General features: G+C 67.9%; 15 protein-coding genes and 1 riboswitch. Of the genes, 7 read left to right on the top strand and 8 right to left on the bottom strand.

Going from position 1 to position 15,366, the window contains the following annotated elements; all coding sequences use genetic code 11:
• The first annotated feature begins 18 nt into the window (after positions 1-18).
• The 4 genes from WDM91_00680 (at position 19) to WDM91_00695 (ending at position 3,669) form a co-directional block, all read left to right on the top strand.
• The gene (locus WDM91_00680; protein ID MEI9993079.1) at positions 19-1,272 is read left to right on the top strand and encodes a serine hydrolase domain-containing protein; all 1,254 of its coding nucleotides are present in this window, start codon (positions 19-21) and stop codon (positions 1,270-1,272) included.
• Between the two features lie 239 nt (positions 1,273-1,511).
• On the top strand, positions 1,512-2,117 hold the full coding sequence (locus WDM91_00685) for a DUF2975 domain-containing protein (protein MEI9993080.1): 606 nt from the start codon (positions 1,512-1,514) through the stop codon (positions 2,115-2,117).
• Positions 2,117-2,353, top strand: a complete 237-nt coding sequence (locus WDM91_00690; protein ID MEI9993081.1) for a helix-turn-helix transcriptional regulator — start codon at positions 2,117-2,119, stop codon at positions 2,351-2,353. Before WDM91_00685 ends, WDM91_00690 begins: the two co-directional genes overlap by 1 nt.
• A 17-nt stretch (positions 2,354-2,370) precedes the next feature.
• The gene (locus tag WDM91_00695) at positions 2,371-3,669 is read left to right on the top strand and encodes a hypothetical protein (GenBank protein ID MEI9993082.1); all 1,299 of its coding nucleotides are present in this window, start codon (positions 2,371-2,373) and stop codon (positions 3,667-3,669) included.
• Positions 3,670-3,786: 117 nt separating this feature from the next.
• Here the strand turns inward: WDM91_00695 and WDM91_00700 are convergent, their stop codons facing one another.
• On the bottom strand, positions 3,787-4,962 hold the full coding sequence (locus WDM91_00700) for an acetyl-CoA C-acyltransferase (protein ID MEI9993083.1): 1,176 nt from the start codon (positions 4,960-4,962) through the stop codon (positions 3,787-3,789).
• A 120-nt stretch (positions 4,963-5,082) separates the two neighbouring features.
• On the opposite strand from WDM91_00700, the gene WDM91_00705 reads away from it, so the two are divergent.
• Positions 5,083-5,892: an SDR family oxidoreductase gene (locus WDM91_00705; GenBank protein MEI9993084.1), complete on the top strand. Its 810-nt coding sequence runs from the start codon at positions 5,083-5,085 to the stop codon at positions 5,890-5,892.
• 297 nt (positions 5,893-6,189) lie between these two features.
• Here the strand turns inward: WDM91_00705 and glyA are convergent, their stop codons facing one another.
• On the bottom strand, positions 6,190-7,458 hold the full coding sequence (gene glyA / locus WDM91_00710) for a serine hydroxymethyltransferase (protein ID MEI9993085.1): 1,269 nt from the start codon (positions 7,456-7,458) through the stop codon (positions 6,190-6,192).
• Between the two features lie 38 nt (positions 7,459-7,496).
• A riboswitch (ZMP/ZTP riboswitch) is annotated at positions 7,497-7,579 on the bottom strand.
• A gap of 200 nt (positions 7,580-7,779) precedes the next feature.
• On the opposite strand from glyA, the gene WDM91_00715 reads away from it, so the two are divergent.
• Entirely contained in the window at positions 7,780-8,541 is a 762-nt protein-coding gene (locus WDM91_00715; GenBank protein MEI9993086.1) for a GNAT family N-acetyltransferase, read from the top strand.
• A gap of 53 nt (positions 8,542-8,594) precedes the next feature.
• On the top strand, positions 8,595-8,795 hold the full coding sequence (locus WDM91_00720; protein ID MEI9993087.1) for a hypothetical protein: 201 nt from the start codon (positions 8,595-8,597) through the stop codon (positions 8,793-8,795).
• 1 nt (position 8,796) lies between these two features.
• On the opposite strand, the gene WDM91_00725 is transcribed toward WDM91_00720, so the two are convergent.
• The 6 genes from WDM91_00725 to WDM91_00750 all read right to left on the bottom strand — a co-directional run bounded on the left by WDM91_00725 (position 8,797) and on the right by WDM91_00750 (position 15,201).
• A complete protein-coding gene (locus WDM91_00725; GenBank protein MEI9993088.1) occupies positions 8,797-9,165 on the bottom strand; it encodes a hypothetical protein in 369 nt (122 codons plus the stop codon).
• A complete protein-coding gene (locus tag WDM91_00730) occupies positions 9,149-9,358 on the bottom strand; it encodes a DUF2283 domain-containing protein (GenBank protein ID MEI9993089.1) in 210 nt (69 codons plus the stop codon). The genes WDM91_00725 and WDM91_00730 overlap by 17 nt, the downstream gene beginning before the upstream one ends.
• Before the next feature lie 293 nt (positions 9,359-9,651).
• The gene (locus tag WDM91_00735) at positions 9,652-10,590 is read right to left on the bottom strand and encodes a DnaJ C-terminal domain-containing protein (GenBank protein ID MEI9993090.1); all 939 of its coding nucleotides are present in this window, start codon (positions 10,588-10,590) and stop codon (positions 9,652-9,654) included.
• Positions 10,591-10,655: 65 nt separating this feature from the next.
• Complete coding sequence (locus WDM91_00740; protein ID MEI9993091.1) at positions 10,656-11,228, bottom strand: tetratricopeptide repeat protein; 573 nt, start codon at positions 11,226-11,228, stop codon at positions 10,656-10,658.
• Entirely contained in the window at positions 11,225-12,586 is a 1,362-nt protein-coding gene (locus WDM91_00745; protein MEI9993092.1) for a hypothetical protein, read from the bottom strand. Before WDM91_00745 ends, WDM91_00740 begins: the two co-directional genes overlap by 4 nt.
• Positions 12,587-12,762: 176 nt before the next feature.
• Positions 12,763-15,201 carry an acyltransferase family protein gene (locus tag WDM91_00750; protein ID MEI9993093.1) on the bottom strand — a complete coding sequence of 813 codons (2,439 nt, stop codon included), beginning with the start codon at positions 15,199-15,201 and terminating at the stop codon, positions 12,763-12,765.
• Positions 15,202-15,366: the final 165 nt, after the last annotated feature.

A 15,366-nucleotide genomic window follows, 5' to 3' on the forward strand; every position in this document is an offset into this window, starting at 1 on the left:
CCATCGAGGAACGCCGCCATGGACAAGATCGTCTCCAATCCTAAAGGCTTCTCCGCCGAGGGCCTCGCCAGGATCGTGCCGACCCTGCGGCCGATCGCCGAATCCGGCGATCTTTCGGGTTTCGTCACGCTGCTCTTCCGCCATGGCGAGATCGCGCAGGTCGAGACCATCGGCCACCGCGACCTCGAGCATGAGAAGCCGATGACGCGCGACACGATCTTCCGCATCGCTTCGATGACCAAGCCGGTCACCTCCCTCGCCGCGCTGATCCTGATGGAGGAGGGCAGGTTCAAGCTCGACGATCCCATCACCAGATGGGCGCCCGAATTCGCCGACCTGAAGGTCTTGAAGGACGCCCAGGGCCCGCTCACCGACACCGTCCCTGCCGCGCGCGCCATCACCTTCGACGATCTCTTCACCCATCGCTCCGGCCTGGCCTACGGCTTCTCGTCGCTCGGCCCCATCGCACACGAGTATCAGCGTGTGCTCGGCGATGTGCTCAACAACGATATGACCGCCGATGCCTGGATGAAGGCGCTAGCGGGCCTGCCGCTGCTCTACCAGCCCGGCGAGCGCTTCCACTACAGCCATTCGACGGACGTGCTCGGCTTCCTGGTCGGCCGCATCGCCGGCATGCCGTTCCGCGATTTTCTGGTCGAGCGCATCTTTGGGCCGCTCGGCATGTCCGACACGGACTTCTACGTGCCGCCGGAGAAGCGCGAGCGCGCCGCGGTGGTCTATCGCATGAACAACGAGAAGAACGTGCTCGAGCCGTTGCCCTTCAAACAATACGACGTGCCGCCCGCCTTCTGCGGCGGAGGCGGCGGGCTGGTGTCCACGGCGGACGACTACCTCAAATTCGCGCGCCTGATGCTGAACAAGGGTGAACTCGGCGGCACGCGCCTGGTCTCGTCCGCCACCATCGAACTGATGTGCACCAACCGCCTGACGCCGGCGCAGCGCGCCATTCCCTTCCTGGGGATGATCCCGATGTGGGACGGGATGGGTTTCGGCCTGGGCGTCAGCGTGATCGACGCGCCGGAGAAGCTCGGCTTCCTCGGCATGGGCGGCGTCGGCAGCTTCGGCTGGCCGGGCGCCTTCGGCACCTGGTGGCAGGCCGATCCGGCGAACGACCTGATCCTGATCTACCTGATCCAGAACGCGATGCCGCTGGAGCCCGGCGCCATCGCCAACCTCGCCGCCGGCCAGCGCATGGGCGGTCGCATCGCGCTCCCGATGTTCCAGCGGACGGCGTATGAGGCGCTGACGTAGGGCCGTTCGACCACCCCAGCGCCAACGTGTCATGGCCCGCGAAAGCGAGCCATCCAGGTGATACGGCCTCAATCGTCGATGCTTGTGCTCCGGGCCCAACTGGATGGCCCGCTGTTGCGGGCCATGACTGTGAAGGCAAGGCGCAAACGCATGCCTATCTTTCCGATAGTATAATTTTTCTGTTTGACAGAAATTTTTTGCCGTAATATTGAATCCGCGACGCTCGCGGAGCCTAAGGCATGTCCAACGTCGTCGAGTTCGCGGCTTTCGAGGAGGAGACGGCGCCCGTTGCGACACCGCATCGCCGCCTGCTGCGGCTCAGTCGCGGCCTTTCGCTGCTGTTCGCCGCGCTGACCGGCCTGTCGCTGCTTTGGGTGGTCGGCGCCTTCGCGGTGATCTTCTTCTTCGCCGATCATGTTCTGATCGGCGCCGGCGGCGCATCGCTGGAGCTGCCGCATCCCGCCGCCGCGGTGCCCGGCATGATCGTGCTGGCGAGCCAGTCCTTCCTCACCCGTCTCGCCGGCTTCGTCGACATCCTGATCGCGATGGCGCCCGTCGTGTTCATCTGCCTGCATCTGCAGGCGCTGTTCGGCGTCTATGCGCGGGGTGTCGTCTTCGCCCGCGACAACGCGCGGCACCTGAAGCGCGTCGGCCTGTGGCTTGTGCTCTGGCCGGCCGCCAAGCTCGCCGCCAACCTGCTGTTCCGTGCGGCCGGCGGCACCGACAGGGCCTGGGCGCAGCCGTTGCTGCTCTATTCGCTCCTCCTCGGCCTCATCGTCTTCGCGATCGCCCAGGTGATGGAATTCGGGCGCGAGATCGAGCAGGAAAGGGATTCGTTCGTCTGATGGCTATTGTCGTCCGCCTCGATGTCATGATGGCCAAGCGCCAGATCCGCTCCAACGAGCTCGCCCGCGCCATCGGCATCACCGAATCCAACCTGTCGCTGCTCAAGTCGGGCAAGGTGCGCGGCTTCCGCTTCTCCACGCTGGAGGCGATCTGCCGCCGCCTCGATTGCCAGCCCGGCGACCTGCTCGAATATGTGCCCGACGCGGGCAAGCCCCGGCTCAAGAAGGCCGGCTAGACGAGGGACCTGAGACCATGCACCGGAAAAACGCGCTTTGCGCGATGCTGTTCTGCGTCTTGGGCGGATGCGTTCATTTCCCGCCCATCGCCGATATGCGGGCCGGTGTGAGTGCCGCGCCGCCGGCGGCGGCCGCCACGATGCCCTTCCTGTTCGACGACAACCGCGTCTTCGTGGAGATCGCGTTCATCCGCCCCGACGGCAGCCGGCGCGAGGCGCTCGCCTTCGTGAACATGGGCGCCGGCGCCTTCGTGCTCTCGAACAAGCTGTTCCGCGAGTTGGCGCCTAAGCCGGGAACGCCGCTGCACATCGCTTTCGGCACGCTCGACATCGCGCTCGACGGCGCCGCGGTGCAGCCGGAGAGCATCGCCAACAGCCTGACCATCGGCCTCGACCCCTTCGCCGGCCCGCCCGACATGGCGAAGGCCGCGCAAGGCGAGGGCGGGATGATGGCGGGCTTCGCGGCGCCGCTGCCGGTGGAGGCCGAGATTCCGCCCGGCCTGCTGCAACATTTCGTCGTCACCTACGATTATGCGGCGCGCACCATGACCCTGGCGCCGCCCGGCGCGCCCGCGCCCGAAGGCATTGCCGTGCCGTTGCGCATCGCGCCGCACAGCGGCGTCGCGGTGGTCGACGTGGTGAGCGACGGCACGCGGCATCCCTTCGTGCTCGACAATGGCGGAAGCTGGGGCTTGGTGCGCGATGCGGGCGTGTGGACGAAGCCGCATCCCGATTGGCTGCGCGGCGTCGGCGGCATCGGTGAGGCGAACTATCTGATGGACGGCCAGGACGCCGATGTGCCCGTGCTGGTGCTGCGCGACGTGCATGTCGGCCCGCTCACGCTCGCCCATGTCGGCGTGGCGCAGACTGCCGGCGACGGCCTGCTCGCCGGCTGGATCTCCGGCCTGTTCTGGGACCGCATCTATGCGCCCAAGGCGGGCGAGCCGGTCGAGGGCGCCATCGGCGGCGACGTGCTGCGGCATTTCAAGCTCAGCATCGATTACCCGCGCCGCATGAGCTACTGGCAAGAGCAGTCGCCGCTGGACGGTGGCGATCTCGACCAGGTGGGCATCGTGCTCGGCCGCCGGAACGGCGAGACCCGCATCGCCGCCGTCGCGCGCAAGGACGGAAGCGAAACCGTCACCGGCGTCCAGCCGGACGACAAGCTGCTGAAGATCGGCGACCTCGACACGGCGACCGCGACGCGTGGACAGCTGCTGGGTGCGCTCCACGGCAGGCCCGGCGAGAGCAAACGGCTGCTGCTGGAACGTGACGGCAAGCAGTTCACGGTCGATGTTTCGATTACCGCGTTCTAAGACATCCAACGTCTCCCTTCTCCCCGCTCAAAGCCGGGGCGAGGGAATATGGAAAAGCAAAAAAGGCCGGAGCGCTTCCGCCCCGGCCTTTCGCATTTCAATCGGCGACCGCCGTTCTCAGTTGAACACCTCGAACAGCCCCGCGCCGCCCTGGCCGCCGCCGATGCACATCGTGACGACCGCGTATTTCGCGTTGCGGCGCCGGCCTTCCATCAGCACATGGCCCGTCAGCCGCGCGCCGGTCATCCCGAAGGGATGGCCGATGGCGATCGAGCCGCCATTGACGTTGTACTTCGCCGGATCGATGTGCAGCTGGTCGCGCGAATACAGGCATTGCGACGCGAACGCCTCGTTCAGCTCCCACAGGTCGATGTCGTCGACCTTGAGGCCGAAGCGCTCGAGCAGGCGCGGCACCGCGAACACCGGACCGATGCCCATCTCGTCGGGCTGACAGCCCGCGGCGGCCCAGCCCATGAAGCGGCCCATCGCCTGCAGGCCGCGCTTCTCCGCGTCCTTGGCTTCCATCAGCACGACCGCGGCCGCGCCGTCCGACAGCTGCGAGGCGTTGCCGGCGGTGATGAAATTGCCCGGACCCATGACCGGCTTGAGGCCCGCGAGGCCTTCCAGCGTGGTGTCGGGACGGTTGCACTCGTCCTTGTCGACGACATAGTCGACGATCGTCTCTTCCTTCGTCTCCTTGTTGACGACCTTCATCTTGGTCTGCATCGGGACGATCTCGTCCTTGAACTTGCCGGCCTGCTGCGCCGCGGCCATGCGGCGCTGCGACTCCAGGGAGTACTCGTCCTGGTACTCGCGGCTGACGTTGTAGCGCTTGGCCACGATGTCGGCGGTGTCGATCATCGGCATGAAGATCGCGGGGTATTCCTCGACCAGCTTCTTGTCGACATTGTTGGGGCCGGCGCCGGGGTTGGGGATCGAGATCGACTCGACGCCGCCCGCCACGATGCACTGGCTCTGGTCGCCGCGGATCGAGTTGGCCGCCATCGCGATGGACTGCAGGCCCGACGAGCAGAAGCGGTTGATCGAGACGCCCGCCGTGGTCACCGGCAGGCCGGCGAGCAGCGCCGCCTGGCGGCCGATATTGCCCGCGCCATGGGCGCAGTTGCCCATGTAGGAATCCTCGACCAGATCCTTGTCGACGCCGGCGCGGTCGACCGCGTGCTTGATCGCATGCGCCGCCATCGACATGGTCGGGGTGATGTTGAACCCGCCGCGCGCCGATTTGGCGAGGCCGGTGCGGGCGTAGGAAACGATGACGGCTTCTCTGCTCATGGGTATTTCTTCCCTGGTGGATGGTTGTTGGCGCGGACATTAGAAGGCGGGAAACGGCCGGTCTAGGGGTGGCCTGAACAGGGGCTCCGCGCGTACATAGTGCCGCCGCATGGAGAACATATGGGTATCAGGAAGGCGATTTTCATCACGGGCGCGGCGTCGGGCATCGGGCTGGGAACCGCCCGGCGCTTCGCACGCGAAGGTTGGTTCGTCGGCCTCGCCGATATCAACCCGGGCGGGCTGAAGGCGGCGCTGGACGCCATCGGGCGCGAGAACGGCGCGACCTATCTGCTGGACGTGCGCGACCGCGCCGCCTGGGACGATGCCTTGTCGGTGTTCGTCGCCGCCTCGGGCGGCCGGCTCGACGTCCTGCTCAACAACGCCGGCGTCGCCGCCTATGGCTATATCGAGGAGCAGGCGGAGGACGAGGTCGCCCGCCAGCTCGACGTCAACATCAAGGGCGTGATCGCGGGCGCCCGCGCCGGCATCGCCCATCTGAAGAACACGCCGGGCAGCCAGCTGATCAACGTCTCGTCCTGCGCCTCGCTCTATGGCGCGCCCAAGCTGTCGGTCTATGCCGCGACGAAGTTCGCAGTGCGCGGCCTGTCCGAGTCGCTCGACATCGAGTTCTCGCGCTTCGGCGTCGGTGTGAAATGCATCATGCCGTGGTTCGTCGACACCCCGATCCTCGATGCCGGCACGAGCGGCAGCAACGAGAAGATGTCCGACGCTCTGCGCGCCGGCGGCATGCCGGTCTACACGGTGGAGGAATGCGCCGGCGTGATCTACGACGCGGTGGCGTCGAAGGACCTCAAGCACATCGTCGGCGCCCGCGGCCGCCAGCTCGCCTGGCTGGCGCGCCTGTTCCCGAACCTCGTGCGCAAGCAGATGCTGGCGGCGGAACGCACCGGCAAGGCGCCGGGGCGCTGAACCTCCCGATGTCCTCTCCCGCGAGCGGGAGAGGGACGCGAAAACTTGCGCTTAGCATGGCGCAGCGGAGCTCGAGTCTGTTGTGATCAGATGGAGTCACCAAAATCTTGTCATGGCCCGCGAATGCGGGCCACCCAGGTGACATCTGCTCCCGCCGTTGAAGTAAGGAGTGGCCGTTTACCGTTGATGTCGTGCAGAACCAAACTGGGTGGCCCGCATTCGCGGGCCATGACACCGGGTTGGGTTGCATCAACTTGAAAACAACGGACTCTAAGCGTCAGTTTTCGCCGGGCGAGGTTATCGGTGTTCAATCCCCGGCACCGGATGGCGCCGGCACATGGCGCGCACCGCCGCATGCGTCTTCGCCGTCGTCGCCGCATCGTCCGGCGCGCGCAGGGTTGCGACCATCCAGCCGGCGATCGCCCGCATCGCGTCGTCATCCATGCCGCGCGTCGTGCAGGCGGGCGTGCCCAGCCTCACGCCGCTCGGCCGCAGCGGCGGACGCGGGTCGTCGGGGATCACCTGCTTGTTGGTCGTGATGCCGACGCGGTCGAGCGCTTCTTCCGCCGCGCGGCCGTCCAGCCCGAAGCTCGCCACCGTGTCGATCACCAGAAGATGGTTGTCGGTGCCGTCCGTCACCAGCTTGACGCCCTGCGCCATCAGCGCCGCGGCCAGCGCCTTGGCATTGGCGAGGATCGCGCGCGCATAGTCGCCGAACGCGGGCTCGGCCGCCTTCTTGAAGGTGATCGCGGCGCCCGCGACATTGTTCATATGCGGCCCGCCTTGCAGGCCGGGAAACACCGCCGCGTCGATCCTCTTGGCATGCGCGGCCTTGCACAGGATCAGCCCGCCGCGCGGCCCGCGCAGCGATTTGTGCGTGGTGGTCGTGACGACGTCGAAGCCGGCATCGAACGGATTGCGCATCGCGCCCGCCGCGACCAGACCGCCGATATGCGAGATGTCCGCCATGGTGAGCGCCCCAACCTCGTCGGCGACCTGTTTGAACGCCGCATAGTCGTAGTCGCGGGGATAGGAGGAATAGCCGCACAGCACCAGCCTGGGCCGCGTCTCCTTGGCCCGCCGCAGCAGCGCGTCGAAATCGATCGCGCCGCCCTGCGCCGTCTCGCTCTTGTAGCGCTCGAACCGGAACACCTTGCCCATGGCGGAGACCGGCGCCCCATGGGTGAGATGCCCGCCATGGCTCAGATCCATCGCCAGCACCGTGTCGCCGGGCTCGAGGAGGGCGAAATACGCCGCCTGGTTCATCGGCGAGCCCGAGAGCGGCTGCACATTGGCGTGTTCGGCGCGGAACAGGGCGCAGGCCCGGTCGCGCGCGAGGATCTCGATCCGGTCGGTGAAGTCCTGGCCGCCGTAATAGCGCCGGCCCGGATAGCCTTCCGAATATTTGTTGGTCAGCACCGAGCCGAGCGCCGCGAGCACTTCGGGATAGGTGTAGTTCTCCGACGGGATCATCTCGACGCCGTCGGCCTGGCGGCGTTCCTCGCCCGCGATGGCGTCGTCGATGTCGGGATCGAAGGCATGAAGCAGTTGCCGGTGTGCGTCCATGGGCGTCTTCCTCTCCGGAAGATGATCGGCGTCGCGACGTCGATTGCCCAGGCGAACGGCAGGTTGACGCCGCGCTCCCCGATGGTGCCCCATCTTCAATTCGCCAGTCGCGCGGCGCCGGAAGGCTAGCGCAAACGGGGCGCGGTGCGCTAGCCTGATGCCGGTTTTTGCCGAGGGAGGCGCCATGACCATCGCAACATTCCGCGCGACAGCGCGATGCGGGAGCGTGCGCGCCGCCCCCGTGGCCTGAACCGGCCTTCTCCGTCGCCGATTTTCAATCGCCGAAAACGCCCGCGCGATCCGCGCGGCGATGGAGACTTTATGACCGAAGACGAACTGAACCGCCTGAACGCAAGATTGCTTGCCTATCTGCGCGCTGCCGCGGAACGGCGCCCCAGCGCACGCCGCGCCGGCCCCTTCCTCGCCACCTTCGACGACGATCCGAACGTCTATCTCAACTATGCGATCCCGGACGACGGCATCGCGCCGGATGCGGCGCAGCTTGCCGACCTCGTCGCGCTGTTCGAAGCGCGGGGCCGCAAGCCGCGCCTCGAATACATCACGGGCGCGGCGCCGCAACTCGAATCGGCATTGCTCGCTTACGGCTTCCGGATCGAGAAGCGCGTGCCGGTGATGCTCTGTCGTCCCGGGATGCAGCAGCCCGCACCGCAGCCGGACGGCCTTCTGGTCTTCGCCGCCACCGCGGACGAAGATCTGGTCGGCGCCGAGCAGGCGCAGGCCGAAGCCTATGGCAGTCCGTCGCGCGGCCCGCGCGGCCTGAAGCGCACGCTGCGTCATGGCGGCGTGGTCGCCGCGGCGCGCGATGTCGCGAGCGGTGCGATCGTGGGCGGCGGCATCGCGACGCCGCCGCTGGACGGCATCAGCGAGATCGCCGGCATCGGGATGCGGGAGGCGTTCCGCCGCCGCGGCGGCGCCGCCGCGCTCACGGCGCTGCTGGCGTACGAAGCCTTCGCCAGGGGCATCGCGCTGCTCTGGCTGACGCCGGAGGATGCGAGCGCCGAACGCATCTACGCCCGCGCCGGCTTCGCGGCGGTGTCGGAGGCGCTGCACATTTCGCTGTGACGGCGAAGGGGGCGGAGGTCTCCATGCCTCCGCCCCCACCGCCGGCGAATTGTATGCATGCTATCACGATGCTATCATCGCGCATGGCTCAGCTCTTGGTCCGCGATATTCCCGAGGAAGCGGTCGCCGCGCTTAAGCGGAATACGGCGGATTTCTGGGCCGAAGCCGACCGCCTGCGTAAGGAACTCGAAGATCAGGGACGTGTCTTCACCGATTCGACGGCGATCCTTCGCGAAGATCGCGATACGCGGTGATTCAGCGGAATTCTGCAATCACTTCGATCTTGCCGACGATGGCAGCATTGAAGGCGTCCAAATCCTCGGCCGGAATCCAGTATTCGAGGTGACTCCGACCGCCTGCCTCCTGCACGCTGTAGAGATCGAGAAACGCTTTCGCAACCGCGAACCGCGTGACGTAGCCGCTGCCTGAGGCCGGCACGTTCCAGTCGCGCGCGATCTTGATCGCATAGTCTTCGCTGAGCACGGGGTAGAAGATCGGCTGCTCGGGGAGCCGCGGCGGGAACGCCACCATTTCCGCGGCGCGAATGAGCGCCAGCTCATCCGGACCGACGGGCCGCCATAGCGTGACGGTGTCGTCTTGCCGCGTGCTATTCTGCGGCTGCATCTTCGGTCTTGAGAATCAGGCGTGCAATAAACGCCGCTTTGCCTGATGCGTGTTGGATATCATAGCCGACTGGACGGCCGTCTTCTCCCAGATCGAGCAGGATATCGGGCTCTATCTCGACGGTTCGCCGCGCTGGAAGCGTTCGCACTTCGACATAGAGGCTATCCGTGGCTTCATCGTAGCGCGTCTTCATGGTACAAAATCTTCATCGGCGAAGGCGTTGTGCACCGTTTCACCATCGGACAATAGCACAACCCTAAGATAGCATCCTAGGCTTTCGGCGAAGCCGTAGAGACGAATGCGACCGTCGGTCTGAACCAGCTTTCTCGTGGGCCGGGACAACACGCGCAGGATATCGATTGAATCCAGATAGGGCCGCCGCGGCAAGACATCGAATGCGAAATATCGCGTTCGCCAAAAGGGGGGAGGCGCAAGACGTTCCGGTTCTCGAACGCTCATCGGATCCCCGTCGCTGCGAGAGCAAGCCTACTTCTTCGACCGCGGATCGTAATCCGCCTTCCACCCTTCGGCGAATTTGCGCAGCTCGGCGTCCGGGGGCTCCGGCAGGGTGACGACCAGCGTCACATAGAGGTCGCCCGCCGGGCCGCCGGCCGGCGCGACGCCTTTGCCCTTGAGCCGCAGCGTCTTGCCGCTGTTCGAACCGGGCGGCAGGTTCAGCTCGACCGTGCCGCCGCCGGGCGTCGCCACCGGCACCTTGCCGCCCAGCACCGCCTCCTTCAGCGTCACCGGCAGATCCATGCGGATGTCGTTGCCCTCGCGGGTCATCGCGGGATGCGGCGCGACCTTGAGGTCGATCAGGATGTCGCCCGGCGGCCCGCCATTGCGCCCCGCGCCGCCGCGGCCCTTCACGCGCACCTGCTGGCCGTCCTTCACGCCGACCGGGATCTTGACGTCGATCTGCTCGCCGTTCGGCATCATCACGCGGCGTGTGCCGCCCTTGATCGCCTCGTCGAAGGAGATCGTGGTCGCGACCGCGAAATCCTCGCCGCGCGCCGGCGCCCTTGCACGCCGGCCGCCGAACAGGTCGGAGAACAGGTCCTCGGCGCGGAAGCCTTCCGCCTGCTCGGCGCCCGGCGCGTTGTCCCAGGTGAAATGGAAATCGCCCGGCCCTTGGCCGGCCCGACCGCCGAACGGTCCGCCCTGGAACCCGCCGCCGCCCTGGCGCGGATCGAAGCCGCGCGGATTGCCGGCCGCGTCGATCTCGCCGGCGTCGAATTTCGCGCGCTTCGCCTTGTCGCCCAGGACGTCATAGGCGCCCGAGATCTCCTGGAACTTCGCCTGGGCCTTCTTGTCGCCTGGATGGGTGTCGGGATGATGCTTCTTGGCGAGATTGCGGAAGGCCTTCTTGATCTCGGCCTCGCTCGCGGTCTTGGCCACGCCCAGGATGTCGTACGGATCGCGCATGCTGTCTCCTGCCCGGGCCGGAATCGGCGCGGGCCAGCGTCAATATAGTGCGGCTCGGCCCAAGATTAAGGGCTTGGTTTGGCGGGTACCGGCACGAGAGGCCCGCCCAGCTTCGCCAACCGGGCTTTCGCCTCCGGCACCCCGCGCGCCGCCGCGTCGGTATAAAGCGTCCGCGCGAAGCCGAGATTCTTCTCGACCAGCGTGCCGTCCTCATAGAACACGCCCAGCCTGTATTCCGCGATCGGGTGATGCGCCGCCGCCGCCTGGGTCAGCCAGGGCAGGGCGGCCTTGGGATCGGGCTCGCCCGCCTCGCCGTTCAGCAGCATCTCCGCCAGGTCGTATTGCGCGGTGGGCAGCCCTGCCTCGGCGGCGCGCGCCAGCACGTCCTCGGCGGCCTTGGGATCTTTCGGCGTGCCGAGCCCGCGGCGCAGCATCAGCCCTTCGTTGCGCATCGCCGCTACGTCCTCGCCGTCGATCGACTGGAAGGTCTTGAACGCCTCCTCATAGCGCCCGGCGTCATAGGCGGCGAGGCCCTTGTCGAAGATCGATTGCAGTTCCCCCGTGTCGTGCACGACGGCGCAGCCGGCGAGCACGAGGGAGAGACAGAGGCCGGCGAGGATCGGTGCGAAGCGGGTCATCGTGGATACAGATCATCGGTCCAGCCGAGGCTTTTGGCCAGAGCCTGTCCGGTGCGGCGATAGCCGCGCATGGTCATATGCGTGAGATCGCCGCCGATCAGCACCGGATCGCTGAAGGCCCAGCCATAGGAACCGCCGGGGCCGCCCATATAGTCCTGCCAGTCCCACGCCACGCAACCGAAGCGGGCACCGATCTCCGCCTGCGCCTGCGCGATCCGGCGGTGGATGCGGGCGAAGCGCAGATAGTCGGTCCCGGTCTCGCCGCGCCGCGCCAGCAGCACGCCGCGATCCGGCGGCCCGACCAGCAGGCAGGAGGCTCCCGGGAACACGCTGCGCAGATTGGTCAACGCCTTGTTCAGCAGCCCGGCGTATTTCGCGGCGTCGAAATTCGGATCGCTGCCCTCATTGGTGCCGTATTCCAGCGCGACCGCGTCATAGCTCTCGCCATGCAAGGCATCGCCGATCGCCGCCGGATCGGCATTGGCCCAGCCGCGCACGGTGGAAGAGGGCAGGCCGAACACGTCGAAGGTCACCAGCGGCGGCGCGATGCGGTCGAGCAGGAAGCCTTCGAGCACCACCTGGCCCGCGCTCACCCGCAGCTTCACCGTCGCGATCGGCGCATCGGCTTCGATCGTCGCCAGGGCGCTGCCATTGCCGCCCGGCAGGGCGAGCACCTCCTCCGGCCCGTCATTCACCGATACGGTTACGGCGGCATCGGCCAATGGCCGGTAGACGAGCTGCAGCCGCTTGAGATCGCTCTCGCCGTGCCCATCGCGGAAATCGAGCCACAGATAGCTTTCGGGTCCCGCCGCCGCGACGCGGTTGGTGAGCGCCGGTCCGGTCGCCAGCGGCGCCGGTGCGGTGAAGGCGAGCGCCGTCGACCAGCCGGTCCCGATGCAATAGGCATGCAGCGTCGGCAGCCGCACATTGGCGCGCCCCATGGTCGGCGGCAGGAAGCGCGTGCCGACCGTCTCGCCATGCGCCGCGATGGCGCCGCTGAGTTCCGCCATGAACGGCCCCGCCGCGATATGGCTGTCGCCCCAGACGGCGATGCGCCGGGCCCGCGGCTGCGTGCCGTCGCGCAGCGCGAACGCAGGCAGCTTCGCCAGGTCCAGCACCGGCGGTTCGCGCCGCGCCGGAATCGCCAGCGCACCGAGTTCCGCCTGCGTTGGCATGAGCGTGTTGGGCGGCGGCGCATGCGCCAGCGCCGGCGGTCGCACCGGCTGCGGCGGCGGCGCATTGGGGCAGGCGAGATCGGAGACATGCGACGCGGACACGAACGTCGCGGCCCGTGCCGCCGGCGCCGCGAACATCGCAACCGTCAGGCCGGCCAGCAGGACACGCCGAAGCGCACGCACGGCAAGGCGCCAGCCGCGCTTGTCATGGCCCGCGAATGCGGGCCACCCAGGTGACGCCCCGCACTGCTTTGGGAGATTTCGCGCAGCCAATTTTTCAACACCAACAAACAGCAGCGGGATGGCCCGCTGACGCAGGCCGCGACACCGGATCATAGCGGGTCCAGGCCGTCCCCGCCTTAAATCCCTGCGAGCTCCAGCGGCAGGCCCTTGGCCTTGAGCAGCTTCAGATGCTTCGCCCGGACGCGCTTTCCATACACGCCGTCCCGCGGCAGGCCCAGCATCGCTTGCAGATCGCGGACGACGTCGCCGCGCTCGGAGAGATGGAAGCGCTGCGCCAGCACGCTCTGCGGCGTGAAGGTGGTGCGCGTCGCCATCGGCGGCTTGCCGACGATGCCGGTGCAGCGCCAGGCCGCATAGCCCGCCGCGGCCTGCCGCGTGCCGTCTGGGCGCGTCCAGCCCTGGGTCGAGATGCGGTTGGCGACCGCGATCTGCTGCGCCGGCGTCGCGCCGCCCGGCACCGGTGCGAACGCGGTCCCGCCCCAGGCCGCCCAGGCGCCGGCATCGATGCCCAGGCCGCCGCCATAGCGCCCGACATTCGTCCAGTTCGCGTTGGTCTCGCAGACCGCCATCTTCTGCCAGAAGACGTCCGGCGCCGCCGGTTGCGGATTGCGCACCAGGGTCGGCGACAGGTCGCCCGGTGCATAGGTATAGGGCGCGATCGGCCGCGCCGCCGCCGCTGCGCTCAGGTGCCCCGCGCGCAGGATCTCGGCGACATACATGCGCTGTCCGGCCGGCGTCAGATGCACGCCGTCGGAGACGAAGAAGTCCGGCTGGCCCTCCGACACGGCGCGCCAGTCGGCGATGGCGACATTGGGATAGCTCGCGGCGATCTCGTCGATCAGGTCGTTGTTGGCCTCCATCCAGCGCCGCGGCACATGGGTGTTGACCAGGATGACGCGCTTGGCGCCGGCGAGCAGGCCCAGGATCTCGCGCAGCTGCGCCTCGGTGGCGTAGCCGTTGGTTCCCAGATGCACCAGCACCACCGGCGTCAGCGCATGCGCCTTCGCGAGAGTCTTGATCTGGCCGAGGATGCTCGCCGTCTGCCAGCCCATGGTCGCATAGACCTTGGCGCCCGGCAGCATCCGGATGAGCAGTGGGCTCGATCCCAGCAGCACGGAGTCGCCCACCGCCGTCAGGTCCGCGCCGGTGAAGCCGCCCGGCGCCTGCGCCTGGGCGGGGATCGGCGGCAGGCTCGGTGCCGTGATAGGCTTGGCCGGCGCCGCGGCGGCGGCGGCCAGGCCGAGCGCGTCGCGCACATCCTGTGACGGCCCGACCCGCGACGGCGCCAGCAGCAGGATCGCCGCCACCGCCGCGAGCGTCGCGCCGCCCGCCAGCAGCGCCAGCCGCATCTGCCGCAGTGCCGCCGGGCGCAGCGACGAGGCCTGCAGGGCCCACCACATCCGCTCGATCGCGCCTTGGCGGATCGGCATTTCGAGATAGCGGTAGGACAGCGCCGCGATCCCCAGCGTCAGCCCCATGCGCAGCGCGAAGAGTTCCGTGCCGTCCAGCCGCACATCGAGGTCCGGCCGCGTCAGCATGAAGATCGGCCAGTGCCACAGATAGATCCCGTAGGAACGCTCGCCGATCCAGCGCAGCACGCCGGTATCCAGCCAGCGCCCGAAGGGCGAGCCGCGCCGCGTCGCCGCCGCGATCAGCACGACGCTCACCCCGGCCGACAACAGGAAGCCCCAGGGATAAAGCCACGCCGTCTCCTCGCCGAGCCGCGTGAACAATGCGGTCATCGCGACCAGCGCCAGCAGGCCCAGCGCGAAGACGCCCTCGCCCTCCGCCGGATTGGCGCTCTGCGTCTGGCGTTCCGGCCGCCACAGCAGCCCCAGCACCGCGCCGATCAGCAGCGCGAAGCCATGCGTGTCGGTCCCGAAATAGAGCCGGCTCGGATCGCCCTGGTCGGGATAGCCCAGCCGCGCCGCCAGCACCGCCATCCACACCGCGCCCGCCGCCGCCAGCAGGCCGGCGCCCAGTGCCGCGCCCCTGCGACCGATCCGCGGCAGGGCGAAGTAGAGCAACGGCGCCCAGACGATGTAGAACTGCTCCTCGATCGCCAGCGACCACAGATGTTGCAGCAGCGGCGGCCGCCCCATCGCCTCGAAGTAAGAGGTCTGGGCCGCGATCATCTCCCAATTCGTCATGTAGAAGAGCGATGCGACCGTGTCCCAGCGCAGCCGGGGCAGGGCGTCGGGCGCAAGGACAAACGCCGCCAGCACCGCCGCCGCCGTCATCGCCCAGGAAGCCGGCAGCAACCGCTTGGCCCGCCGCGTATAGAACCGCGCCAGCCCGATCCGGCCGCGCTTTTCGCTCTCCCCGGCCAGCAGGCCGGTGATCAGGAAGCCGGAGATCACGAAGAACAGGTCGACGCCGAGATAGCCGCCCCGCGCCCAGGCGACATCGGCGTGGAACAGGCAGACCGCGAGCACCGCGATCGCCCGCAACCCGTCCAGTCCGCTCAGCCGCGTCTGCGCCGGTGCCTGCACCGCGGCGGGCGCAAGCGTCCGCAGGCCGCCGCCGCCCGCGAACCTGTCGAATGCGTATTTCATGGAAGTCGTAGCCCCGGGCAGCTCGCCTGCCCGTCCGTACTCTTAGCGTCTTGTGCGGCCGATTGAAGGCATAGGACGCATACGGACGAAAATAATTATCGCAACGTATCGCGCCGGCCACAGGCGAGGGGACTACCGCGACAAACCTCCCGGTGCTATCCCGCT

The sequence above is a fragment of the Rhizomicrobium sp. genome (genome assembly GCA_037200385.1).
GTDB lineage: Bacteria > Pseudomonadota > Alphaproteobacteria > Micropepsales > Micropepsaceae > Rhizomicrobium.